12 protein-coding genes are annotated in these 19,839 nt (G+C 66.9%); 1 reads left to right on the top strand and 11 read right to left on the bottom strand.

Features of this window, described 5'->3' with window-relative positions; genetic code table 11:
- Window positions 1–142: 142 nt before the first annotated feature.
- The 8 genes from BZB76_RS35700 to BZB76_RS04665 all read right to left on the bottom strand — a co-directional run bounded on the left by BZB76_RS35700 (window position 143) and on the right by BZB76_RS04665 (window position 5,829).
- Window positions 143–1,585, bottom strand: coding sequence for an ASCH domain-containing protein (locus BZB76_RS35700; protein ID WP_246006751.1), 1,443 nt, complete (start codon window positions 1,583–1,585; stop codon window positions 143–145).
- Between the two features lie 31 nt (window positions 1,586–1,616).
- Window positions 1,617–2,189: an AAA family ATPase gene (locus BZB76_RS04695; RefSeq protein ID WP_121433009.1), complete on the bottom strand. Its 573-nt coding sequence runs from the start codon at window positions 2,187–2,189 to the stop codon at window positions 1,617–1,619.
- Entirely contained in the window at window positions 2,179–3,108 is a 930-nt protein-coding gene (locus tag BZB76_RS04690; RefSeq protein ID WP_121433008.1) for a hypothetical protein, read from the bottom strand. The genes BZB76_RS04695 and BZB76_RS04690 overlap by 11 nt, the downstream gene beginning before the upstream one ends.
- Window positions 3,109–3,336: 228 nt before the next feature.
- Window positions 3,337–3,450, bottom strand: coding sequence for a DUF397 domain-containing protein (locus BZB76_RS35160; RefSeq protein ID WP_337959734.1), 114 nt, complete (start codon window positions 3,448–3,450; stop codon window positions 3,337–3,339).
- Window positions 3,451–3,510: 60 nt separating this feature from the next.
- The gene (locus BZB76_RS04680) at window positions 3,511–4,074 is read right to left on the bottom strand and encodes a Uma2 family endonuclease (protein WP_121433007.1); all 564 of its coding nucleotides are present in this window, start codon (window positions 4,072–4,074) and stop codon (window positions 3,511–3,513) included.
- Between the two features lie 243 nt (window positions 4,075–4,317).
- Window positions 4,318–4,650, bottom strand: a complete 333-nt coding sequence (locus tag BZB76_RS35695; RefSeq protein ID WP_121433006.1) for a DUF397 domain-containing protein — start codon at window positions 4,648–4,650, stop codon at window positions 4,318–4,320.
- 184 nt (window positions 4,651–4,834) lie between these two features.
- Window positions 4,835–5,023 (bottom strand): DUF397 domain-containing protein, encoded by a 189-nt coding sequence (locus BZB76_RS04670; RefSeq protein ID WP_121433005.1) that lies wholly within the window; start codon window positions 5,021–5,023, stop codon window positions 4,835–4,837.
- Window positions 5,014–5,829 (bottom strand): helix-turn-helix domain-containing protein, encoded by an 816-nt coding sequence (locus BZB76_RS04665; protein WP_121433004.1) that lies wholly within the window; start codon window positions 5,827–5,829, stop codon window positions 5,014–5,016. The genes BZB76_RS04670 and BZB76_RS04665 overlap by 10 nt, the downstream gene beginning before the upstream one ends.
- A gap of 131 nt (window positions 5,830–5,960) precedes the next feature.
- Between BZB76_RS04665 and BZB76_RS04660 the strand changes: the two genes are divergently transcribed.
- Window positions 5,961–6,356 carry an ATP-binding protein gene (locus BZB76_RS04660; RefSeq protein WP_121433003.1) on the top strand — a complete coding sequence of 132 codons (396 nt, stop codon included), beginning with the start codon at window positions 5,961–5,963 and terminating at the stop codon, window positions 6,354–6,356.
- Window positions 6,357–6,523: 167 nt separating this feature from the next.
- Here the strand turns inward: BZB76_RS04660 and BZB76_RS04655 are convergent, their stop codons facing one another.
- Genes BZB76_RS04655 through BZB76_RS04645 form a run of 3 tightly spaced genes read right to left on the bottom strand, consistent with a single transcriptional unit; the run spans window position 6,524 to window position 19,816 of the window.
- Window positions 6,524–10,630: an Eco57I restriction-modification methylase domain-containing protein gene (locus BZB76_RS04655; protein WP_121433002.1), complete on the bottom strand. Its 4,107-nt coding sequence runs from the start codon at window positions 10,628–10,630 to the stop codon at window positions 6,524–6,526.
- Window positions 10,630–13,530: a DEAD/DEAH box helicase gene (locus BZB76_RS04650; RefSeq protein ID WP_121433001.1), complete on the bottom strand. Its 2,901-nt coding sequence runs from the start codon at window positions 13,528–13,530 to the stop codon at window positions 10,630–10,632. The genes BZB76_RS04655 and BZB76_RS04650 overlap by 1 nt, the downstream gene beginning before the upstream one ends.
- Before the next feature lie 49 nt (window positions 13,531–13,579).
- Window positions 13,580–19,816, bottom strand: a complete 6,237-nt coding sequence (locus BZB76_RS04645) for a protein kinase domain-containing protein (protein WP_246006750.1) — start codon at window positions 19,814–19,816, stop codon at window positions 13,580–13,582.
- Window positions 19,817–19,839: the final 23 nt, after the last annotated feature.

Here is a 19,839-nt window from a genome sequence, read left to right as displayed (position 1 = left end):
CGTTGGAAGGCGCTGAGCACCTCTCGCCAGTGTGCCGCAGTCGGCCGAGAGCAGGGCTTCGGTGAGCCCCGGCGTGGTGACCACCACCGCAGGGCCGCGGCAGCTCGCGTCGACCAAGTCGGCGATGGCGACTCTGAGCGGATCAGGGGTCCGCGGGACTGACGAGCGAGATTTCGATGGCCAGCACGCCGAGGGCTTCCTTCTCGGGCCCATAGATGCGCCGGATATTGGCGAGTTGCTGGTCACGTGGGCTGTCAGGATTGACGCTGGACGGCCCTTCTGCGTCAAACATCTCTTCGAATGACCGATAACGAGCGACCCTCCTGACCCGAGTCAGAACATCATCTCGACCGCATATGAATCGAATGTGGTCACCCACCTTCAGTTTCCGTAGGTTCGGATACTGCACGCGGACCTCTATGGTTTTGCGGCCCGCTGCCACCAGGTCGAAATAGCGGCGGTACAGATTCATTTCGCGGGCTCGCACGGCCAGCTCGGCCGGAGGACGTGCGGTCATGACGCGGTCCAGTTCGTGGGTCGTGTAGCTGCGATAGAAATGCTTGGGGTCGGCGAGCATCTTGCCGACAAGCCAGACGAGCACGTCGACGTAGGAGTCGATCGTGCCGGGCCAGTCGGTGATGTCCAGCATCCAGTCGCGAGCCCCCGTCGGGGGCGGCACTTTTCCTTCTCTGATCAGCGATTTGGATAGCTTCGCTCCCGTATCGGTAAGAACCATGGGAGTGAAAATTCGGGGTGGCGGCGCCAAGCTGGGGAGCTGAGCGAAGGCCTCGTCGACAAGTTGGCAGCCGTAGGCCCAGTCACCTCCCTTGACCATCACGGAGAGATTGACGTGGTCGCGTGCCGCCATTCGCTCCTTGACCAGGTTCCGGTAGAGAGTGGGGAGGTCGAGGTAGGCACGGGTGTCGGCCGTGATCGCGACCTCGTAGTCGCCATGGTCGGTGCATATGGCGGCGAAGTCCGCCCCGCCCGAGCCGGTGCGCAGCAGCCGTGTGCGCTCGCCGCGCTTCTCCGCCCAGCCGCATTGCGGACAGGGAAGACGCAGGTGGACGTGACCGTGGGAAGGGGCGAGTGGCCAGCGAATCTGCTCCAGGCGGCCGAGCGTGGCGAGGAATTCATGCCGGAACGCGGGCATCGCCTGCCGCCTGCTGTACGTTTCGATCTCGTAGTCGACGCCGGTTGCGTCGGCTAAAGAGTCGAACATGCCTCGATAGTATTTCTCGATCAGGTCATCGACTGCGGCCGCCCCCAGAGCATGCGCGTAGGTTTGCTGGTAGGCGTGATGAGTCTCTGGATCCAAGCGAATGTCATAGGGCGCATTGTCCAATGCACCGAACCGGACGATCGTGTCCACATTGAAGGTGCGCTTGGCGGCCTTGGCAAGCAGGAACGCGGCAGTGTGCACCAATGAGGTGCCGAGATGCGGAGCACCGTTGATCTGAGTACCGACACAGAATGTGACTCTGTCGGGATTCATGGCCTGTAGGCGAGGTCGGACCATGTCGACGCTACGCAACATCGCGTTGGCCAGAACATTGTTCGGGCTGATGATCGCCGGGGCCTCCATTCGGCCGTTCATCATCTTGCAGGCCTTCCAGTCAAGCGGCGGGGACGGGAAGTTGAGCGAGGATGAAATCGACCCGGCGGGCCGGCTCGTCGGCAGGGACGAAAATCGGCCGGTAACCGGCGTCGTAATAGCCCTGTGTGATCAGTTCGTGGACGCGGCGGATCTCGCGTTCCTTCGCCCACACCAGGTCGTCTTCGGAGTCGAAGTCGTCCAGCGGGTCCAGAACGAAAACCGCGTCGTATCGGTAGATTCGCGATGCTTCCTCTAGCTCCGGGTAGGGGCCGAGCCCGAAGAACGCGTCCCACCCGTACCCATCGGGAATGCCACGGTTGTAGAACCTCAATCCAGCTTTATGGCCACAGTATTCCTCGATGAAGGCCGCAAGAACGTCACGGGAGTAAGCGCGACGGTCTCCAACCTGAAGGTGACGGCCGAGCCTGTTGCGGTGCTCCCGGTAAATTTCCCGGGCAGCCTCGGTCTCGCTGCATGGAATACCGCGTTCATGCAGTTCAGTGATGACCGTCTCCTTTCCGGCAGACGGACCTCCTGTCACGACATATCGCCGAGGCGCCGTATTCGTGTTCAACAGCTGATCAATGCTCATGAGTACGCTCTCGTTCCTTGTCCAGGCCACCACTACGGCCCGTCAGAGCCCGTCGCCAGGCGACGACGAGGTCGGCCCCCTCAACAGCAGCGAACAGCCGGGTCATGAAGTCGGCACGGCCCTGTACGGGGTCGGCGGTCCCAGAAAGCAAGAGTTCTTGGGCGGGAGAGAGGGGTGGAGACCATCCTGCCGATGTGGCGATTTCGCCGGGGGCGAGGGCGGTCGCGGCGTGCAGCAGCGCGGAGCCGTAAGCGGATTGATAGTGCCGGGTCGCGTGCAACACCAGAGCCTGACGCCACAGCGCGGTATCAGCGGCGTCAGCCAGTTCGGACTCGGTGGCGTCCATGCTCACCAACTGCGCGACCTTCACTAGTTCGGCACGCAACAGGTAGACCGCGCCCCAGAGAGACGCGAGGGCATGCTGGTGTTCGGCGGCCTCCCAGGCGAAGACGTCGGCGGGAAGATTCGGTCGCCCGACGGCGGGGCGCAACCTGGGCGGTGCAGCGGTCTCAACGGTGAGTTCCTCACTGTCGCGGCGCAACTGCCAGATGACGAGGTCCACCAGCTTCGGCTCGACTCGCTTGCGGAAGTGGTGCACTTCGTAACCGGCCGCGGCAGCGGCCACCTCTCGCCGGGAGGTGAGTGTGGTGCCGGACGTCGAGTCGTCCACACCGAAAAGCAGCCGAGCAGGCTTGGCGAGTTCCGCGTTCCCGAACCGGCTCAACTGCTCACGAAGGAGGCCGTCCAAGGCATATGCGAGGCTGGACCGATCATCCACGTCCACCGCCCGCGCCTTCACACCACGCAGGCCGAGTAGGGCGGGGCCGCACTGCTGCGCCCTGACGGGAAGCCCGGCGCGCAGCAACCTTCGCATCTCCTCCCGCAGCGCCTCATCGGTCCCGGTCCCCGGCTTGTTCACGGCACCAGTATCGCACTCATGCCCAGAAAAAGCCCACAAGCAGGCCCAAGAAATGCCCAGTATGGTCTTTGCACCTTCCACCCGCTGGAGGGGTCTCTCGTCCCCGCGGGACAGGGCCGGAGGACCGCACCCGGTGAGCGGACTAGGTACCGGCGCCGGTGGTCGATGCGACCGGGCAGGGATCTACGGCCACCTCCACACAGATCGAGGGCCTGGTGGAGAGCTTGCTCACGGGCGACGTGAGAGCGTGTCAGTGGCGGACTGGACGGCGGTGCGCAGGGCTGCACGGGTCAGCAGGAGGACGGGACCGTCCGGGTCCTTGCCGTCCCGCACCGTCACCACCCCGGCCGCGCCGCCGACTCGACCTGTTCGGCGGCGTCGCGAGCGCCGAGACCGGGCTTCTCAGAAGCCGTGGGTTGGGAGGACGCCTTCAAGCGGTTCGGGGATGGGCAGGTCGTCGCCGAGGACCGCCGAGGCGCTGTGCGCGTAGTCGTCGCCGCGCGGTTCGGAGAAGATGGTGGCCTTGCGTACCAGCCGATCGATGAGCAGGTACAGGGGGATGTCGGCGGCGGCGTAGCCGCGGCGCTCGGGCCCACGGTCGCGTTCGGCGCCTTTGCGATCACCTGGACGGCCCGAGGTCACCTCCAAGACCATCGCCACGCCGTCGGGCTTGCTGTGCCATTCCCGTCCGGCGAAAGCGCCCTTGGGGGCGGCGATCCCGTCCGGGACATATTCGCCGTCCGGGCTGATCAGCGTCAGGTTGCGGTGCAGCCGCAGCCCGTGAGCATCCCGTACCCGGTCATCGACGGCCACGACGATGGTCTCGTGCTGCCCGTCGGGGGGCGGTGACACGATGACCTCTCCATCTACCAACTCGGCACGGAAGCCCGGCATCACATCAAGCGCGGCGAACGCCTCGCGCAGGTTGTCATGAACGGGTGACGGCTCTTTTGGCATCGCCGTCATGAGCAAGTCTCCTCGTGGTGTCAGCGGTGGTACGCCTTACTCCACACGCTAGCGACTCAACCTCTCCCGGCGGGCCGAGCCGTGCCATCAGGCGCGTTCGTCCGGCCAGGGTTATCTCCGAGCATGTGACGGGCGCATCCCCGCGCGGTGGGAGGCCGGAGTGCGGTGGCTCGTCCATGCTCCGGGGCCGGGACGACTCGCCGCTGATCGGCTGGATGGGCGCCGGATGGTGGGGCTGAACGGTCAAAGCGTGTCGGTGGCGGACTGGACGGCGGCGCGCAGGGCCGCGCGGGTCAGCAGGAGGACGGGACCATCCGGGTCCTTGCTGTCCCGCACCGCCACCACCCCGGCCACGTCCGCCAACTCCACACAGTCCCCGCCGTTCTCGCCAGTGCGGTGAGCCTTGCGCCAATGCGTGTCACGAACGCTCGCCAACTCGACGCATTCGCCGCCGTTGGGACCGCTGTGGATGCTCTTGCGCCAGTGGGTGTCCGGGATGCTCGCCAGTTCCCCGCAGTTCCCGCCGTTGGACGTCGTGTAGCTGCTCTTGCGCCAGGTGAGGTTTTCCAGGGGCATGGAGCCAGTGTCGGGCGCGTGGTCGAGCTTGTCAGCGGGCGCGTCCGCTCGCCCGAGGTCACCTCTTGGGTAGGTGAACCGACGCGAGGCCGGGACCGTGTGAGGGGTGAGGTGCGGCGGGTCGTCCGGGTCCGGGGGGATGGGACGACTCGCCGCTACTCGGTGGGGTGGAGCTGCTGGTTGGTCAGTGGGTCTCGGTGGCGGACTGGACGGCGGTGCGCAGGGCCGCGCGGGTCAGCAGGAGGACGGGACCGTCCGGGTCCTTGCTGTCCCGCACCGCCACCACACCGGCCACGTCCGCCAGCTCGACACAGTTGCCTCCGGTGGAGGTGCTGCGGATGCTTTTACGCCATGTAACGTTACTCAGGTCCACTTTTCTATCGCCTTCCTAATCGCCTCACGCGACATCTCTTCGGTCAGCGCCCGCGCACGAAGTTCAATTAGTGTCCGTCCCAAGGCGGACAAGTCCGTGGGATTGTCCGTTACGAGACCGCGGATAGCTGTCTCGATGTAGGCGACCTCGCTGCGATCTTCCATCGTTGCGACCATGAAGTCGCCCGCGTTGCCGTCATGCTCACCGCTTGCCAAGACTACTTGAATCGTGATGTTCGGCAACATGCTCATCTCGAGCAGGTGCTCCAGTTGTTCCTTCATCGTCTCGGCGGAACCGACTTGCCGGTAAAGGGCATCCCCGTCGAGTAGCAGCACCAGAAGTGTGGGAGGCGTTCCATCGTCCCTGGTGAGGATGGACTGACGTCGTAACCGAAGGTCCACGGCTTCCTGATTGCCCTTCAGAACGACCGACGCGTAGGCGGGAGTCTGGAGGAGCCCTGGCATCACGCCGCGCTCCCAGCAGACCAGTACCGCTGCATCGCCCTCTACCTGCGGCCAGTCAAACCAGACCGGCACGGGGTGACCGTCTTTGTTGAGATCTTCCCAGAGGGCAATCAGCGCACCACCCGCCTCCAGGTGATCGTCCACGATCTCCACGAACGTACGCGTGGCTCGCTTCTTTCCTGCCTCGATACGGCTGACCTGCGCGGCACTGACCTTCGTGAGATGAGCGATCGTCTCCTGCTTGATGCCCTTGGCTTCCCTCAGTCGGCGCATCTGCCGACCGAAGGCGATGAGCGCAGCTGATTCCCTAGGGCGCTGACGCCGTCGCGCAGCCATGATCATTTTCTCCTCTCGGCAACCTACCGCTTTGCGGCTCTGATTACTGCCTGAAGCCACTTCAAGGCAGCAAGTCAAAACGTACCTCGGTTAGTGGCTCAATGTGTGCTGTTCGACACACAACGTGAGGAGTGATCATGGTTCAGGCGGCGGCGGAGAACGCGATGGTGGTGAAGCAGGACCTCAGGGTGGTCGGGGAGGTGCGGCGGTTCGTGCGCCTGGTCACCGGACAGTGGGGCATGGACGACTTCGTCCCGTGCCTGGTGGCCAGCGAACTGGTCACCAACGCACTCCAACACGCGTCGGTGACGGACGACGACGTGACCCTGCGCCTGGGCCGCACCGACGACGGTTCCCTCTGGATGGAAGTCCAAGACGCAACCCCCGATCTCCCCCACCTGGAGGAGACAAACCCGATCAGCGAAGCAGGCCGCGGCCTGCTCATCGTCGACCAGTTCTGCCGCTGTTGGGGCGTCCGCCCCCTAGCCAACAACGCCGGCAAAGTCGTCTTCGCCGTCATCGACCCGACATGAAGACCAGCGGAGGGGCGGTCGGAGGGGGCCGCCCCTCCGCACCTTCACACCCGTGCCAAGACCGGGCCCGGCGACAAGGTCGTTCGCACGATCATCGAGGCGACATGAGGACCAGCAGAGAGGCGTCGTCCATCGCCCCTCCGCGACCTACCGACTGCGATCGCTCCCTACCCGTGCCGTGGCCCATGCCCCGGCGGCGGGTTCAGCATGGACGTGTAGTTCTCCCCATCCCCAAGCGGCTTATCAAGATCGACGCCGACCTCCGCCATCCGGTCGTACTCGGAGAGCACAAGATCCTTGGTCCGGTACGTCCCGTACTTGGCGATCTCGTTTTTCTTTAGTCCGCCGAACTCTGTCTGGAACGTTTCCAGGATGTGCTCCGCATCCTCACGGTCTATGTCATAGAGGTGGAGAAAGTAGGCATCTAGCTCAGCGCGGATTTGGACCCGCCGCTCCTCGCTCCACACGAACGGTTCACCTTGATCACCGAGGTCACGGGCCAAAGCAGCCATGTCATAAGCGGTGTACACAAGTTCGAGCACCCGTGGCGTGATGAAGGGCGTGTGTACAGACAACGCGAGCGGACTGGGGACAGGGAGCTGCTTCCAGATGAAGAGGCTCATAGCTGGCCCGCCGACCTTCTGGCGACTAACATAATCAAAAACCAAGCTGCTTTGAGTTGCGATAAGTGCCGCAACAAGCTCGGCCGGCTCATGCACGAGCATTAGCGGGAATTTATGTCCGACCGCAGCGCGAGGTATGAAAGCAGATATGGCCGTCCGCTCGTCCGTGGTACGACAGACGTCTCGCCAGCCACATAGCCAATCGCGCTCCCAGTTGACCTGCCTTAGGCGCTGAGTCACACCTGAAACTTCGACCTGCTTGCTTCTCCTAACTGAAGATATTGGACCTTCGCCGATCCAGTATCGGGGATAGGCAACGGTCGCGGGGTCTTGCTTTTTCGTCGGAGCCAGTCGCTCACGATCTTCATTGCCTGTTCCATAGAACGAGTTATAGCGATGATCAAAGTGATGAGCCATCTTACCCTCGTACATGGGAAGCATTCTCTTGCCACTTTTAGCGAATACGTTTCCTTGAAGACTCCAGCCCTCATCTTCGAGTTCTTGTCGCGTTCGAAAGACATCGCCGTCGTTTGCGCTTCGAAAGAGATACTTGAAGTCGATATGCCACCGATCTTCACTCTTCTCGCCTTCTTTGTTTAGCAATGGGAGATGGCGATGGATTGCTAGCGTTAGATTAGCGTCACGACGAGTACGGAAGATGGGGAGCGTTCCCGTATTGGGGTTGATGAGGTTGATCTCGTCTGGGGTCAGAGTGAAGACCTTGTTGGCGTCGTCGAGTTCGGCGGGATTTTGCATGAAGAAGGCGAACCGTGCGGCCGATTCGCTCGCGGATCGGCCAACCAAGGAGAGCAGACAGAATTTATAACTGGTGTGGACCCTCGGAAAGAGTGGTTTACCACTATTTTCGAAGTCGTAGAGGGAGGCAATTGCCCCTCGCCGGGTAAGGCTACTGAAGAGGTACTGCCCGCCTGCACTCGTGGCTATTGCAGTCGGGATAATGCATCCAATCCTTCCGTGCGGCCCAATAATTGACAAGAATCGTTCGGTGAACAATTGGTCAACCTGGAGCTTGGTGACCCCACCAGCAGTGAGACCCTTGGCGCAAAGCGGAAATGCCTCAGAAGTGCTTGCGAAGAGGTTTGTTGCTTTCAGTTTGCGCCGCTCGGCTCGATACTTCTTGCTTCCCTCAGGGTTCCCTTTCTCCCACACGAGGATACTTTTGGCTCGCGCTGCCCCGGATGCTTGTGCGATCGACGGTTCGACAACACTGAAGTACTTGGTATCCTCAAATTCCAGCCTGTCCCATGGCGGGTTGGCGAGTACAGAAGAAAAGCCACCTGCCCAGCCGGTAGCCTGATCTACATTTGCATTTTTGTCCTCATCCGGGACCGTGAAGACTTCGGGGAACTCCAGGTGCCAGTGGAAGAAGCGATACTCTTTACTTAGCCTGGCGATCTCGTCGTGGACCTCTCTCCCGGTTGCTGTCGCGTTGGGATCCTGAAGGGCACGGAAGACATCATGGGTAATTGGTGTCGGGGCGTCCTTGGTCTTGTGCCACATGAAGGCGGCGCACCAGGCGTCCGCCACGTGTACGGCATGGGCGTATTCAGCCGAGGACTTCCACTCCTCGTAGGCATCGGCCTGGCGGTGGACGTCCCGGAGAGTGTTGGCGGGGGCGGCGGTGATGCGGCGCAGGCTTTCGGCGAAGGCGGTGTTGGCGACCTTCGTTTCCTCGAACAGGTCGAACAGGCCGCCCTGCCCCTGGCGCTCCTTGTCGTTCTGCTTGGCGAGGAAGTTGGCGTAGGCAGGGTCGTCGCCCTCGACGGGCTTGAACGCCTTCGTCGGAATGCCGTCCTTCAGTAGGACGGGCGTTGCGCCGATGAGGCCGTTGCCGAGTTTGATGTGGGCGTCCAAAAAGCCCAGGGGCTTGCCGGGCTCCAATGCCTCCAGCCACAGGGAGACCTTGGCGAGTTCGACGGCCATCGGGTTGAGGTCGACGCCGTACACGCAGCGTCCGATGACTTCGTGCAGTGCGTGGCGTACGGCGTCCAGCGTCGGTTCCGGGTTGCTTTCGCGGACGGCGGCGACGCGCTTGGCGATGCGGCGGGCTGAGGCGACGAGGAAATGTCCGGAGCCGCAGGCAGGGTCGCAGACGGTCAGGGACAGCAGTTCCGAGACGATCGACTCGGTCGGGTCCGCCTTGCCTGCTGCGGCGGCCTTCTCCTCCCCGCGCTTTTGGGCGTCGTCGATGACGGGGTCGAGGGTGGAGTCCAGGAGCGTCTCGATCAGGGAGCTGGGCGTGTAGTACGAGCCGGTCTTCTTGCGGTCGTTGCCGAGGCGGTCGACCAGCTCGAATGTCCGCTCGACGGCGCTGTGCTTGGGGACGAGTTCAAGAAGCGACTCGTAGATGGAGCCGAGTTCCTCGGCGCCCATGTTGCGGTAGTCGACCGGGCGCCAGCGCCGCGTGTCGCCGTCGTGAATGCGGGAGAGGTGGCGAACGGCTTCCAGCAGGTACACGTTCGACAGGGCGAGCCCGTGCAGCGGGGCGTCGGCGGGGGTGTCGTCGTAGAGGCCGCCGAGTCCGGGGATGCCGAGTTCTGGGCGTCCGTTCTCGTCGCCCAGGGCGTCCAAGACGATCTTGAGGGCCTGGTAGAGGTCGGTGTGCGCGGTGCCGCGCCGTCGCTGCGCCTGCTGCCGGAGGCGGGCGGACGAGAAGTACTTCCGGTACCGCTCGCGGACGTCGTCCGGTGTGCCCTTCGGGTGGAGGACGTCACGGTCCTCGGCGACGAACAGGAAGATCAGCCGGTAGGCGAGGCGGAGCAGCGCGCCATGGAAGGCGTGCACGTCCAGGTCGCGCAGCAGTTCGGCGTTTGCCGGGTGCTTGAGGAAGCCGGTGCCGAGTGCGGTGATGGCCTTCTGGACGCCGTCGCGGTGGTGGTCGAGGGCGCGGGTGCCGGAGTCGATGGCGTCCGTCCGCCACTTCTCCAGCCAGCAGGTGGACGGGGCGGCGCCGTCGTCGACGGCGAAGCGGGAGGCGTGGAGGAGGCGGTACAGCAGCACGAACTCGCTGAACAGTTCCCCATCAAAGATCGCCTCCAGGTCGAATTCGACGTAGGCGGCGGTGGCGAGGGCGCTGGAGTCGCGGAGCAGTCTGAGCTGGCGTCCGTTCGTCAGCACGGCCCACAGGTGGGCTTCGGTGCGGTTCAGGCACTCCTGCATCAGCGACTGCGGCGGGATGGTGCCGGGGCCGCCGGGGCGGGTGTCGAGCCGGGTGTTCCAGGCGGCCAGGTGAATCGGGACGTGCGTCCACAGATGGCTGATCGCGAACGTCTTGGTGCCGTCGTCGGACTGGATACCGGACGTACCGAGGGCGGTGAGGCGGCCGAAGCTCAGTTCGGCGAACAGCGGCTCCAGCCATTGGCGGATCGCGAGGCCGGTGGGGTCGGCGGGGGTCTCGGCCTCCGGTGCGACGGGCAGCCGGTCGCGCAGGTCCTTCCAAACCGACTTGAGGTAGTCCCAGTGGCGTTCGGCCTCGTCGCGGACGGAGCGTGAACCGAAGATGTCGTAGTCGGCGGGCCCCGTGCCTTGGACGTCCTTCCCTTCCGAGATGCGCACGAGCATGTCGGCGGGGAGGAGGCCGCCGATGGTGTGGACGGCGGAGAAGATCTGCGTGCGGGCGGTGGCGGACATCAGGCGGCACCTCCGGAGACGACACCGGTCACGGGCAGGTACACGTAGGCGCCGAGCACGTCGGCGGGCTTCTGTGCCTCCACGTCCAGGCCCCGGATGATCTCTCCGGCGGCGGAGCGGACGCGGCGGTGCGAGTCGCGGAGTTCGGCGGCGAGCCCGTCGCCGTACTCGTTGAGGTGCTCCGTGACGTCGGGCAGGGCGTCCAGGAGCCGTTTCATCGTCCGTTCTCCGAAGGTGGGGTCGGTGTTCTCGTCGGCGGTGACGTGCGGGAGGCGCGCGGCGTCCTCGGCGGACAGCCAGGTCGCGTCGGACGGTGAGCCCTCGAAGGCGAGGAGCCGGGCGTCCTCGGCGACGAGTTGCCGTTCGCCGACGCGGGACGGCAGCGTCAGGTGGAACCGGTAGCGGACGAGCAGCAGCGTCGTCCGGGTGGTGACCGCTCTGGTCCGGATGACGCCGCAGCGGCGGGCCGGGCGGGGGCCGTCGGTCTGCGGGTCGAGGGCGGCGTTGAGCAGGTGTCCGGCGAGTGCGCCGACGACCGGGTCGGTGCGGACGAGCGCCGCCTCGCCGCGGGTCACCGCCGAGACGGTACGGAACGGGACCTTCTTACCGTCCTCGATGATCCCGCCGCCGAGCATCGGTGCCAGCACGTCGCGGAGGCCGACGGGGCTGCCGCCGAGGTCCGCGCTGAAGTCGCCGGGCGCGTCACCGTCGTCATAGAGGACGCCGTCGAGTGCGGAGAGGGAATGGCGGACGAAGTCTCTGATCTCGCCCGCGTCGCCGAGCGCGTCCCTGGTCGCGTCGACCTCGCGTTTGACCTCGTCGGGACGGATGGCGTTCTGCGCGAACCGGGACCGGGACGCCTTCTCGCGTTCGACGGTGGAGTTCCACTCCTGTTCGAGTTCGGCGGCCTTCTCGGTGACGGTCGGGATTTCCTCGGCGCCGAACAGGGCCTCCTGCTCGCCGCGTTCGCTGCGCATCAGCAGCCATTCGACGATCGCGTCCGTCACACCGGACGACGCCTCGTCGGGTACGGAGACGGAGATGCCGAGGTCCTTGCGGATCTGCCGGTGCTTGCGGATCAGAACTTCCAGCACCTTCCCGTCGATGCCGTTGTCGCTGCCGTAGAGGGTGATGACCTTCACTTCGGTGCGCTTCTGGCCGTAGCGGTCGACGCGTCCTTCGCGCTGGTCGTGCCGGGCCGGGTTCCACGCCAGGTCGTAGTGGACGACGGCGTCGAAGTGGTGTTGCAGGTTGACGCCCTCGGACAGGCAGTCGGTCGCGACGAGGACACGGCGGGCCTGCGGGTCGTCGGCCGTCTCCTCGGCGAGTTCCTCGATGCGCTGGATGCGCTGCTGCGGGGACAGGGTGCCCGTCACGGCCTTGACGACCGTCCTGCGGCCGAGTTTTCCGCCGAGGTGCTCGGCGACGTACTCGGCGGTCGGGATGTAGCGGCAGAAGACGATCGGGTGATAGTCGTCCTTGAGCAGCGCCTTCAGGTGTTTGATCAGGGCCTTCAGTTTCAGGTCCGCGTCGGGGCCCTCCAGCTCCGCGGCGCGGTCGGCGAGCGCGGCGAGTCTGGCGCCCGCGTCGTCGATCTCCGCGCCGGGTGCGACGTCCAGGCCCTCCAGGGCGTCGCTGTCGGCGGAGTCGCGGGTGAGCGGTGCGCCCAGCTCGTCGGCCTCCTCCGCGGTGGCGGCGGACGCGGCGGCCGATCGGGTCCGCAGCGTCTGCGCGGCGGCGCGCGGGGACGACACCAGGGAGCGGAGGAGCGCGATCGCCGACCACCAGGCGATCCGGGCCTCGCGGCGCCCCTGTTCCCCGGCGACGGTGACGCGTTCGCTCGCGTAGCCGATCGCGTCCTCCAGCAGCGACCGGTAGCCGGGCGACAGCTTGTAGGTCTCGTCCTTGAAGAACCGGTCCGCGGGGAACTCGGTCTCCTCGTCGAGGTACTTGCGGATGTCGGCGCGGCGCCGTTGGACGAAATGCAGGGCGAGGCGGGCGCGGTCGGGGCCGCTGTTCATGTCCAGGTCGGCGAACTCGGGTTTCAGCAGGCCGAGAAGGTTGCGGAAGGCGGCCTCCTTGCCGCTGTGCGGGGTCGCCGTGACCAGCAGCAGATGGCGGTCGGGGTCCGCGGCGACGCGCTGAAGGAGTTCGTGGCGGCGCTGGCTCTGCTGGGAGGTGTGGTCGTCGGCGGCGACGCAGGTGTGGGCCTCGTCCACGATGACCAGGTCGGGGCAGCGGCGGACGAAGTCGTCGCGGTGCCGGTGCGACTTGATGAAGTCCGTGGACACGATCACGTGGCGGTGCTTGTCGAACAGGGACTGGCCCAGGTCGAGGTCCCGTTCGAGGCGGGTGACCGTGGACGCCAGGACGAGTTCGGCGTCGATGCCGAACTTGGCGCGCAGCTCGTCCTGCCACTGCTCGGCCAGCGCCGGGGAGCACAGCACCGCCAGGCCCTGCGCCTCCCCCTGCGCCAGCAGTTCGCTCGCGATCAGCCCGGCCTCGACGGTCTTGCCGATGCCGACATCATCGGAGATCAGCATCCGGACGGTCTTCTGCCGCAGCGCCATCATCAGCGGGACGAGCTGGTAGGCGCGCGGCTCCACCGCGATCCCGGCCAGCGACCGGAACGGTCCGGCACCCGACCGGAACCCGATGCGCAGCGCGCTGCGCAGCAGGCCCGCCGCGTGCGAGTCACCGAGGTCCTGCGGGGACGGCGCCGCGAACTCCGCTCCCCGGACGTCCTCGAACGCCGGGAACACGGCGGCGATGTCGTCATCGGCGCCGCCGAGGGGGCGCAGCACCAGCATGTCCGGGGCGCTCTCGGGCAGCACGACCCATTCGCGGTCGCGAACCGAGACCAGGGAGCCGGGGGTGTAGTCCGTTGTCGGCTGTGTCATTGGCGGCAGTGCCCTCGCGTCGTCGTGCTCGGTGGGTGTCGTAGGTGTGTCAGGAGGTGGGTGAGGCGCCGAAGTAGCTCGGGGTCTGGGCGACGATCGCGTCCCAGTCGGCGTCGTGGGGGAAACGGATCACTTCCCAGCCCTGGTTGTCGAGGCGCTGTTCCGCCTGGCGGTCGCGCTCCTTGACGTCGGTGTGTCCGTGGACGGGCCCGTCCACGAACACCGCGAGCTGCACGCCCGGCAGCCGGTACACGAAGTCGGGGCGGGCCTGCGCGTCCGGGATGTAGGTCTGGGCCTCGTCGGGCATCCGCAGGCCGCGTTCCTTCAGCCAGGCGACGAACCGCTTCTCGAGCGCGGTGTCGGACTGGTCGGAGAGACGTTGCTGCTGCTCGGTGCGGGACTCGCCGCGTCCGGTCGCGGTGGTCTTCGCACGGGCCAGGCGCACCAGGACGTCCCTGATGGTGTGCCGGTCGATCGCCGCGTGGTCGAGCTGGTTGCCGTAGGTGAGCAGGCAGTCGTAGCAGCCGCGGGCGCACGGGCGATCGGGGTGCGGGCCGCCGAGGTCGTTGCCGTCCTCGTCGAAGTGGCAGATGTCGAGAGCCGTCTTCGCCGCCGTCGCGAGCGCGTTCGGCGTCGACTGCATCAACCGCAGCACCCCGGCGCCGCCCTCGGCCGCCTCGGTGAACAGCATCCGGTCGCGGGGACCCTCGTCGGGGGGCAGCAGTTCGCTCGACAGTTCCGAGTCCTCCAGCTCGAAAGCCGCCTCAATGCCGCGTTCGAGGGCGTACATCAGCGACAGCGCGACCGGTTCGTCCAGCGGCGCGTCGAGTTGGACGACGAGGATGTTGCGGCGGTCCTGCACGTACGGGATGACGCGCTTCTTCCGCTTCTTCTCATTGCCGTCGGCGTCCACGACGGGCATTTCGCTGGAGTCGCCGGACGCCTCCGACGCGGCCTTCTCGGTCATCCACTCGCCCGTCGCGGGGTCGAGCCAGAAACCGTCCGGCTCGCCGGGCTTGGCGCGCAACCGTCCCAGGTTGGTGATCCGGACCGTCGCCGAGTCACCGAACGACAGGGTGGCGATGCCGCCCTCGGCGTCACCGACCAGGGCGTCCTGGCGGCCCGGACGGGAGCCGTGGTCGGTGAACCGGTACGACGTGACGAGCCGGAAACCCGCCCTGCGGCGCTCCTCCTCGTCGGAGGAGATCCGCGCGCGGGCCTTCGTGTAGACGGTGTGCATGTGCAGCAGCCCGTACTGTGCCTCCGCCAGCCGCTCCTTGCACATCTCGCAGCGGTCCGCGCGGTCGGCGGAGTCGTGATGGTAGCCGCAGCTCGTGCAGCGGCGGGCCGCGGAGGTGACGATGTCGTCCGTCCCGCCGGGCGGGAGTTGGATGCGGGTCACCTGGTAGCGGGCGCCCTCGTGGTAGATCAGCGCGCCCGGTCCGAACTCGCGGATCGCCAGGAACCGGGGGCGCTGCAAGTAGTCGCCGTCGCGGAAACGGCGGTCCCGCATGTTGATGTAGGCGGCCAGCGGCAGGCGCGGGAACGAGTAGCCCGGCAGGAAACCCTCGCTGGCCAGATACCGGTGCGGGCCGAAGTCCGAGAGGACGGAGCGGCTCTCCGCCGACTGGTTCTTCAACAGGTCGAGCTGTGTCTCCGCCTCCCGGCGCCGACCGACGGCGATCTTGTTGTCGCGGTCGGAGAGCGTGGTGTCCAGGACGCGGCGGTTCTGCTCCGCCTGGTCCACCAGCGCCGCCTTGAACAGGTCCCGCCAGCGGTCGAAGGCCCGGTTGAAGAGGTCGGGGGCGGCGGCGACCGTCTTCTCGATCCAGTCGTCGTCCCACCAGACCGTGGCGGCGAACTGGTCCATGAGCCCGCCGAGCACCTGTTTCGCGGCCCGCACGGCACGTCGCTGCGCGGACTCGCCGCCGATCGCCTCGACGACCGAGTCCAGCAGCGGCAGCGGCGGGTCGGGGCGGCGGGCGTCCTCGTCATAGCCGATGTCGATGATCGCCGGAATGTTGTTGTACAGCTCCAGGCCCGTCTCGGCCAGCCAGATCGCATGAACGTGCGACCGGACGAGATCCTCGTTCGCCAGGTCGAGGCGCGGTGGTGTGACCGCGCCCGCCACCATCCGCGCGGACCGCCGGAAGTAGTACTGGTCGTGGCTGTTGCCGGTCGCGCAGTAGGTGGTGACGAGTGCGGGTTGGCCGGACCGTCCCGCGCGTCCGCTGCGCTGTGCGTAGTTCGCGGGTGTGGGCGGGACGTTGCGCATCATCACCGCGTTGAGTGCGCTGATGTCGACGCCCAGCTCCATGGTGGGCGAGCAGTACAGCAACTTCAGCTTCGCCTCGCTGAACTCCTCCTCGCGCCTGCGCCGCTCCTCCGGGTCGACCTGGGCGGTGTGCTCGCGGGCGATGAGGCCGCCGAGTTCCGCGGCGGTGTTGCGGTACAGGTCGCGGAAGAACTCGTTGACGCGGGGGCCGTCGCCGCTGGCGTAGGTGCGGGTGAGCGGATCGTGGGCGCCGACCTCGCCCGTCCCGGCCCGCCACACCAGGCACGCCGCCGAGACGCGGTAGCCGGTGACGGCCGGACCGTTGGGACGGCGACCGCGCCTGGCCCACCCGGGCGTCACTGACACCTCCGTGACCAGTTTCGCCCTGCTCAGCACCTTGAGCAGTTCCTCGATGAGCTGCTGCGCGTCGTCCACCGACAGGTCACTGAAATGCACACGCCGCAGGTACTTGCCGAACTTGTTGAGCCCGGACAGGAACAGGCCCGAACGGTCCAGACCGGGGCGTGCCTTCTGCGGGTAGGCCGTGCCGACCTTGGGCTCGTCGCCCCTCGACAGAACCCACGGGTCGACGAGCCGTTCCTCGCTGGCGCGGCGGAGACTGTCGAAGTCGTCGCGGAAGTACTGGACGTCGATGGCGAGGTGGCGGCGCATCTCGTCCAGCAGGGCCCGCATGATCTCGGCGCGGCGGCCCGGCTCGGCGTCGCGCAGCACCCGGTGCGCGCCCTCCCAGCGGTCCTGCCTGGCGGCCAGCCAGTCGAGGTCCTGGTAGTCGATCTTCAGCAGGCCGGTCTGTTCCAGGTTGGGCATGGTGACGCGCCAGCCGCGCTCCAGGTCCAGGTAGAGCTGGAACGCGACCACGTCCCGTAGCGTCCGCGCCGCGTTGCGGGCCATCGACGGGGGCAGGTCGGACGATCCGGCGTAGTCGACGACGTCCAGGCCGAGGGCGCCGACGACCTTCGACGCCAGATCCTCGTGGTTGATCCCCTCTTCCCCCGCGTCGACGGCCGCCCGGTACAGCGCGCCGCGAAGCTGGGTGATCTGGACGAAGTCATTGAAGTGACCGGCCTGGAGGGAGGCGTCCTGCCGGTTGTCGACGAAGGTCAGCAACTTGCGGGCCTCGGCGGCCAGTGCCTGCTCCGGCACCGCCCGCAGGAAACGGATGATCGACGCCGACACCAGCGACGTCGCCGACGAGCGTCCCTCCTGGTCGAGCGTCGCCAGCTTGGCGAAGTCCTTGCCACGGACCTGCTCGTAGCTCACCCCGCAGTGCAGGCAGAACCGGAACGGCGCGGGGATGAACGCGGCGTCCAACTCGCCCTGGCCTTCGACACCGTAGGCGTCGACGCGGACGGGCGCGGGAACCACCGCCCGGTAGTTGGTGCGCACGACCTCCCGGCCGGTGTCGTCCACTTCCAGCCACGCCTCCGGCAGGCGCCGGTTCTCGATCGCCTCCTCGACGGTGTGCGGCCACGGACGGCCCGGATCGACGTACAGGTAGCCGTCGCCCTCACGACCGCCCGATGCCGCGGTGTCACGGCGCGGTTCGTAGCGGACCGTGCCGTCCTCGTCCTTGCGCCACACCGTCAGGTACTCCTGGCCGCACTCGCGGCAGAACGCCAACGGCAGGAGGATCTTGCCGTCCGTCCCCGGCTGGACGAGCTGGTAGTCGCGGGTGAGCTGGCGCGACGACGGGTTTTCCAAGGTGACGTAGACCGTGTCGCCCTTGGACAGGAACTGGTGCAGCCGGAACGCGAACAGCGGACGGTCCGTCACCGAGTGCCGTGCCTCCGAACCGGCCTCCAGGGTGCGGCGGATCGCCTCGGCGCAGTCGTCCTCGGGGACACCGGACTGCTCCGCGAGATCTCGGGCCGCCTCCTCGATCTTCGCGGGCTTCTGCCGGACGAGGCGTCCCGTCGGATCCTCGACGAGACCGAAGCGCGTCTCGATCCAGCGGGCCAGCGGGTCCCGCACCAGGTCGTCGTACGCGCGCGGTGCCGCGGGGGCGCGCAGCCGCTCCGGGGGCACCGTGTCCGGGGCCTCCAGCGTGGCGCGCACCAGGGTCTCGCCGATGATGTTCTCCGCATCGACCTCGGTCCCGAAAAGGGTCGTGGCCACGCGGGCCACCTCCCTCTTCTGGTCCTCGAAGGTGCCCTCGGTCGACATCGTCGCGGACGTGCCGACGCACTGGAGGTCGTCCGCCTGACACGCCTCACGGACCCGCCGGATGAGCAGCGCCACGTCGGCGCCCTGGCGGCCCCGATAGGTGTGCAGCTCGTCGAAGACCAGGAACTGCAGCCCCTTCGCCATCCGGATCAGCGAGCCGCGGTCCCTCGGGCGGGTGAGCATCAGTTCCAGCATCACGTAGTTGGTCAGCAGGATGTCCGGCGGATCGTCGCGGATCTCCCGGCGGCGCTCGTCGTCCTCCTGCCCGGTGTAGCGGGCGAAGGTGACCGGCTCGCGACCCTCGCCGTAGCCGTCCCGAAGGTACTTCTCCAGCTCGTTGACCTGGCTGTTGACCAGCGCGTTCATCGGATAGACGATGATCGCCCGGACGCGCTTGCCCGGCGCCGTCTCGCGCTCGCGCAGCACCCGGTCGACGATGGGCACGATGTACGACAGCGACTTGCCGGAGCCGGTGCCGGTCGTGAGGACGTAGGACTGCCCGCGCTTGGCCGCCTCGACCGCCTCAAGCTGGTGACGGTGCAGGGTCAGCGGACGCCCGTCGCACACCGTGCCCTTCCGAGTCTTGCCGGACTGGAAGATGCGCGCGCATTCCTCGTGGAGGAGCCTGCCGTCGCCGCTCAGCTCCGAGACGGTGCCGCCCTCCGCGAAGAACGGGTTCAGCGACACCCACGGGTCAGGCCACTGGGACTTGTCGTCCAGGGTGCTCTCGACGAACGCGGCGATGCGGTCGTCCCGGATGACGGTCCCGCCCTCGGTGAACTCCCGGTAGTCCTTGATGAGCTGCCGGTGCAGGCCGAACACGTCCATCACCGAACCCGCCGATGGGCGCGGCCGTTCAGGCACCGGATCCGGCGCGGGCGGAGGAGCTTCCTTGCCGGACGCCAGGTACCGGACCGGGTCGTAGGCCTCCCAGTCCTCGACCGTCACCTCGCCCACGGCATGGGGAAGCAGCGCCTCACGGACCGCGACGGCGTCGGCCGGCCGGTCCTCGGGCCGCTTGGCGAGCAGCCGCTCGACCAGACGGGCCATGTCCTCGGGGACGTCCGAACGCAGCAGCCGCAGCGGAGCCGGCTCCTCGTCGCGGTGCTTCTGCCCCAGTTCGAGCCCGTTCTCGCTTACGAACGGCGGGGCTCCCGTGAGCAGTTCGTACAGCATGCAGCCGAGGGCGTACAGGTCGGCAGCCTGCGTCACCGCCGCGTCGAGGAACTGCTCGGGCGCCATGTAGCGGGCCGTGCCGACCGTGATGCCACTGCTCGTCACACGGTCGACCACGGGGTCGTCGATGATCCGGCCCATGCCGAAGTCGAGGACCTTGACGTTTCCGCCGGGGAGCAGCATCACGTTCGCGGGCTTGAGGTCGCGGTGCACGACATCGGCCCGGTGCGCGGCGGACAGACCGTCCGCGATCTGTGCGCCGAGGGCCGCGACCCAGGACACCGGAAGCTGGGCGCGCTCACCGGACAGCACCAGCAACGTGTGCCCTTTGAGAAGCTCCATGGCGATGTACGGCAGGCCGTCGCCCTCGTCGACGCCGCCCGCGATGATGCGGGGAAGGTTCGGGTGATCGTTCAGGCGCCGCATGATGCGGACCTCGCGCTCGAACCGCCGGACGGTCTTCATATCGGCCCGCGAGTCGAGGACCACACCGGTGCGGCTGCGCAGGATCCTCTTCACGGCGACCTCGCGATCCGGGTCGCCGTCACCGGCCTGGAGGTCGACGGCGCGGTGAACCTCGCCCATGTTGCCCTTGCCGAGCGGCCCCGTCACGCGGAACCGGTTCGCGATGCGCTCCACAGTCACAGCCACCCCTTCATCTTCCCGGTCGTCCC

The sequence above is a fragment of the Actinomadura pelletieri DSM 43383 genome, from assembly GCF_003634705.1.
In the GTDB taxonomy this organism is placed as follows: domain Bacteria; phylum Actinomycetota; class Actinomycetes; order Streptosporangiales; family Streptosporangiaceae; genus Spirillospora; species Spirillospora pelletieri.
This window is presented reverse-complemented; position numbering and strand designations above follow the sequence as displayed.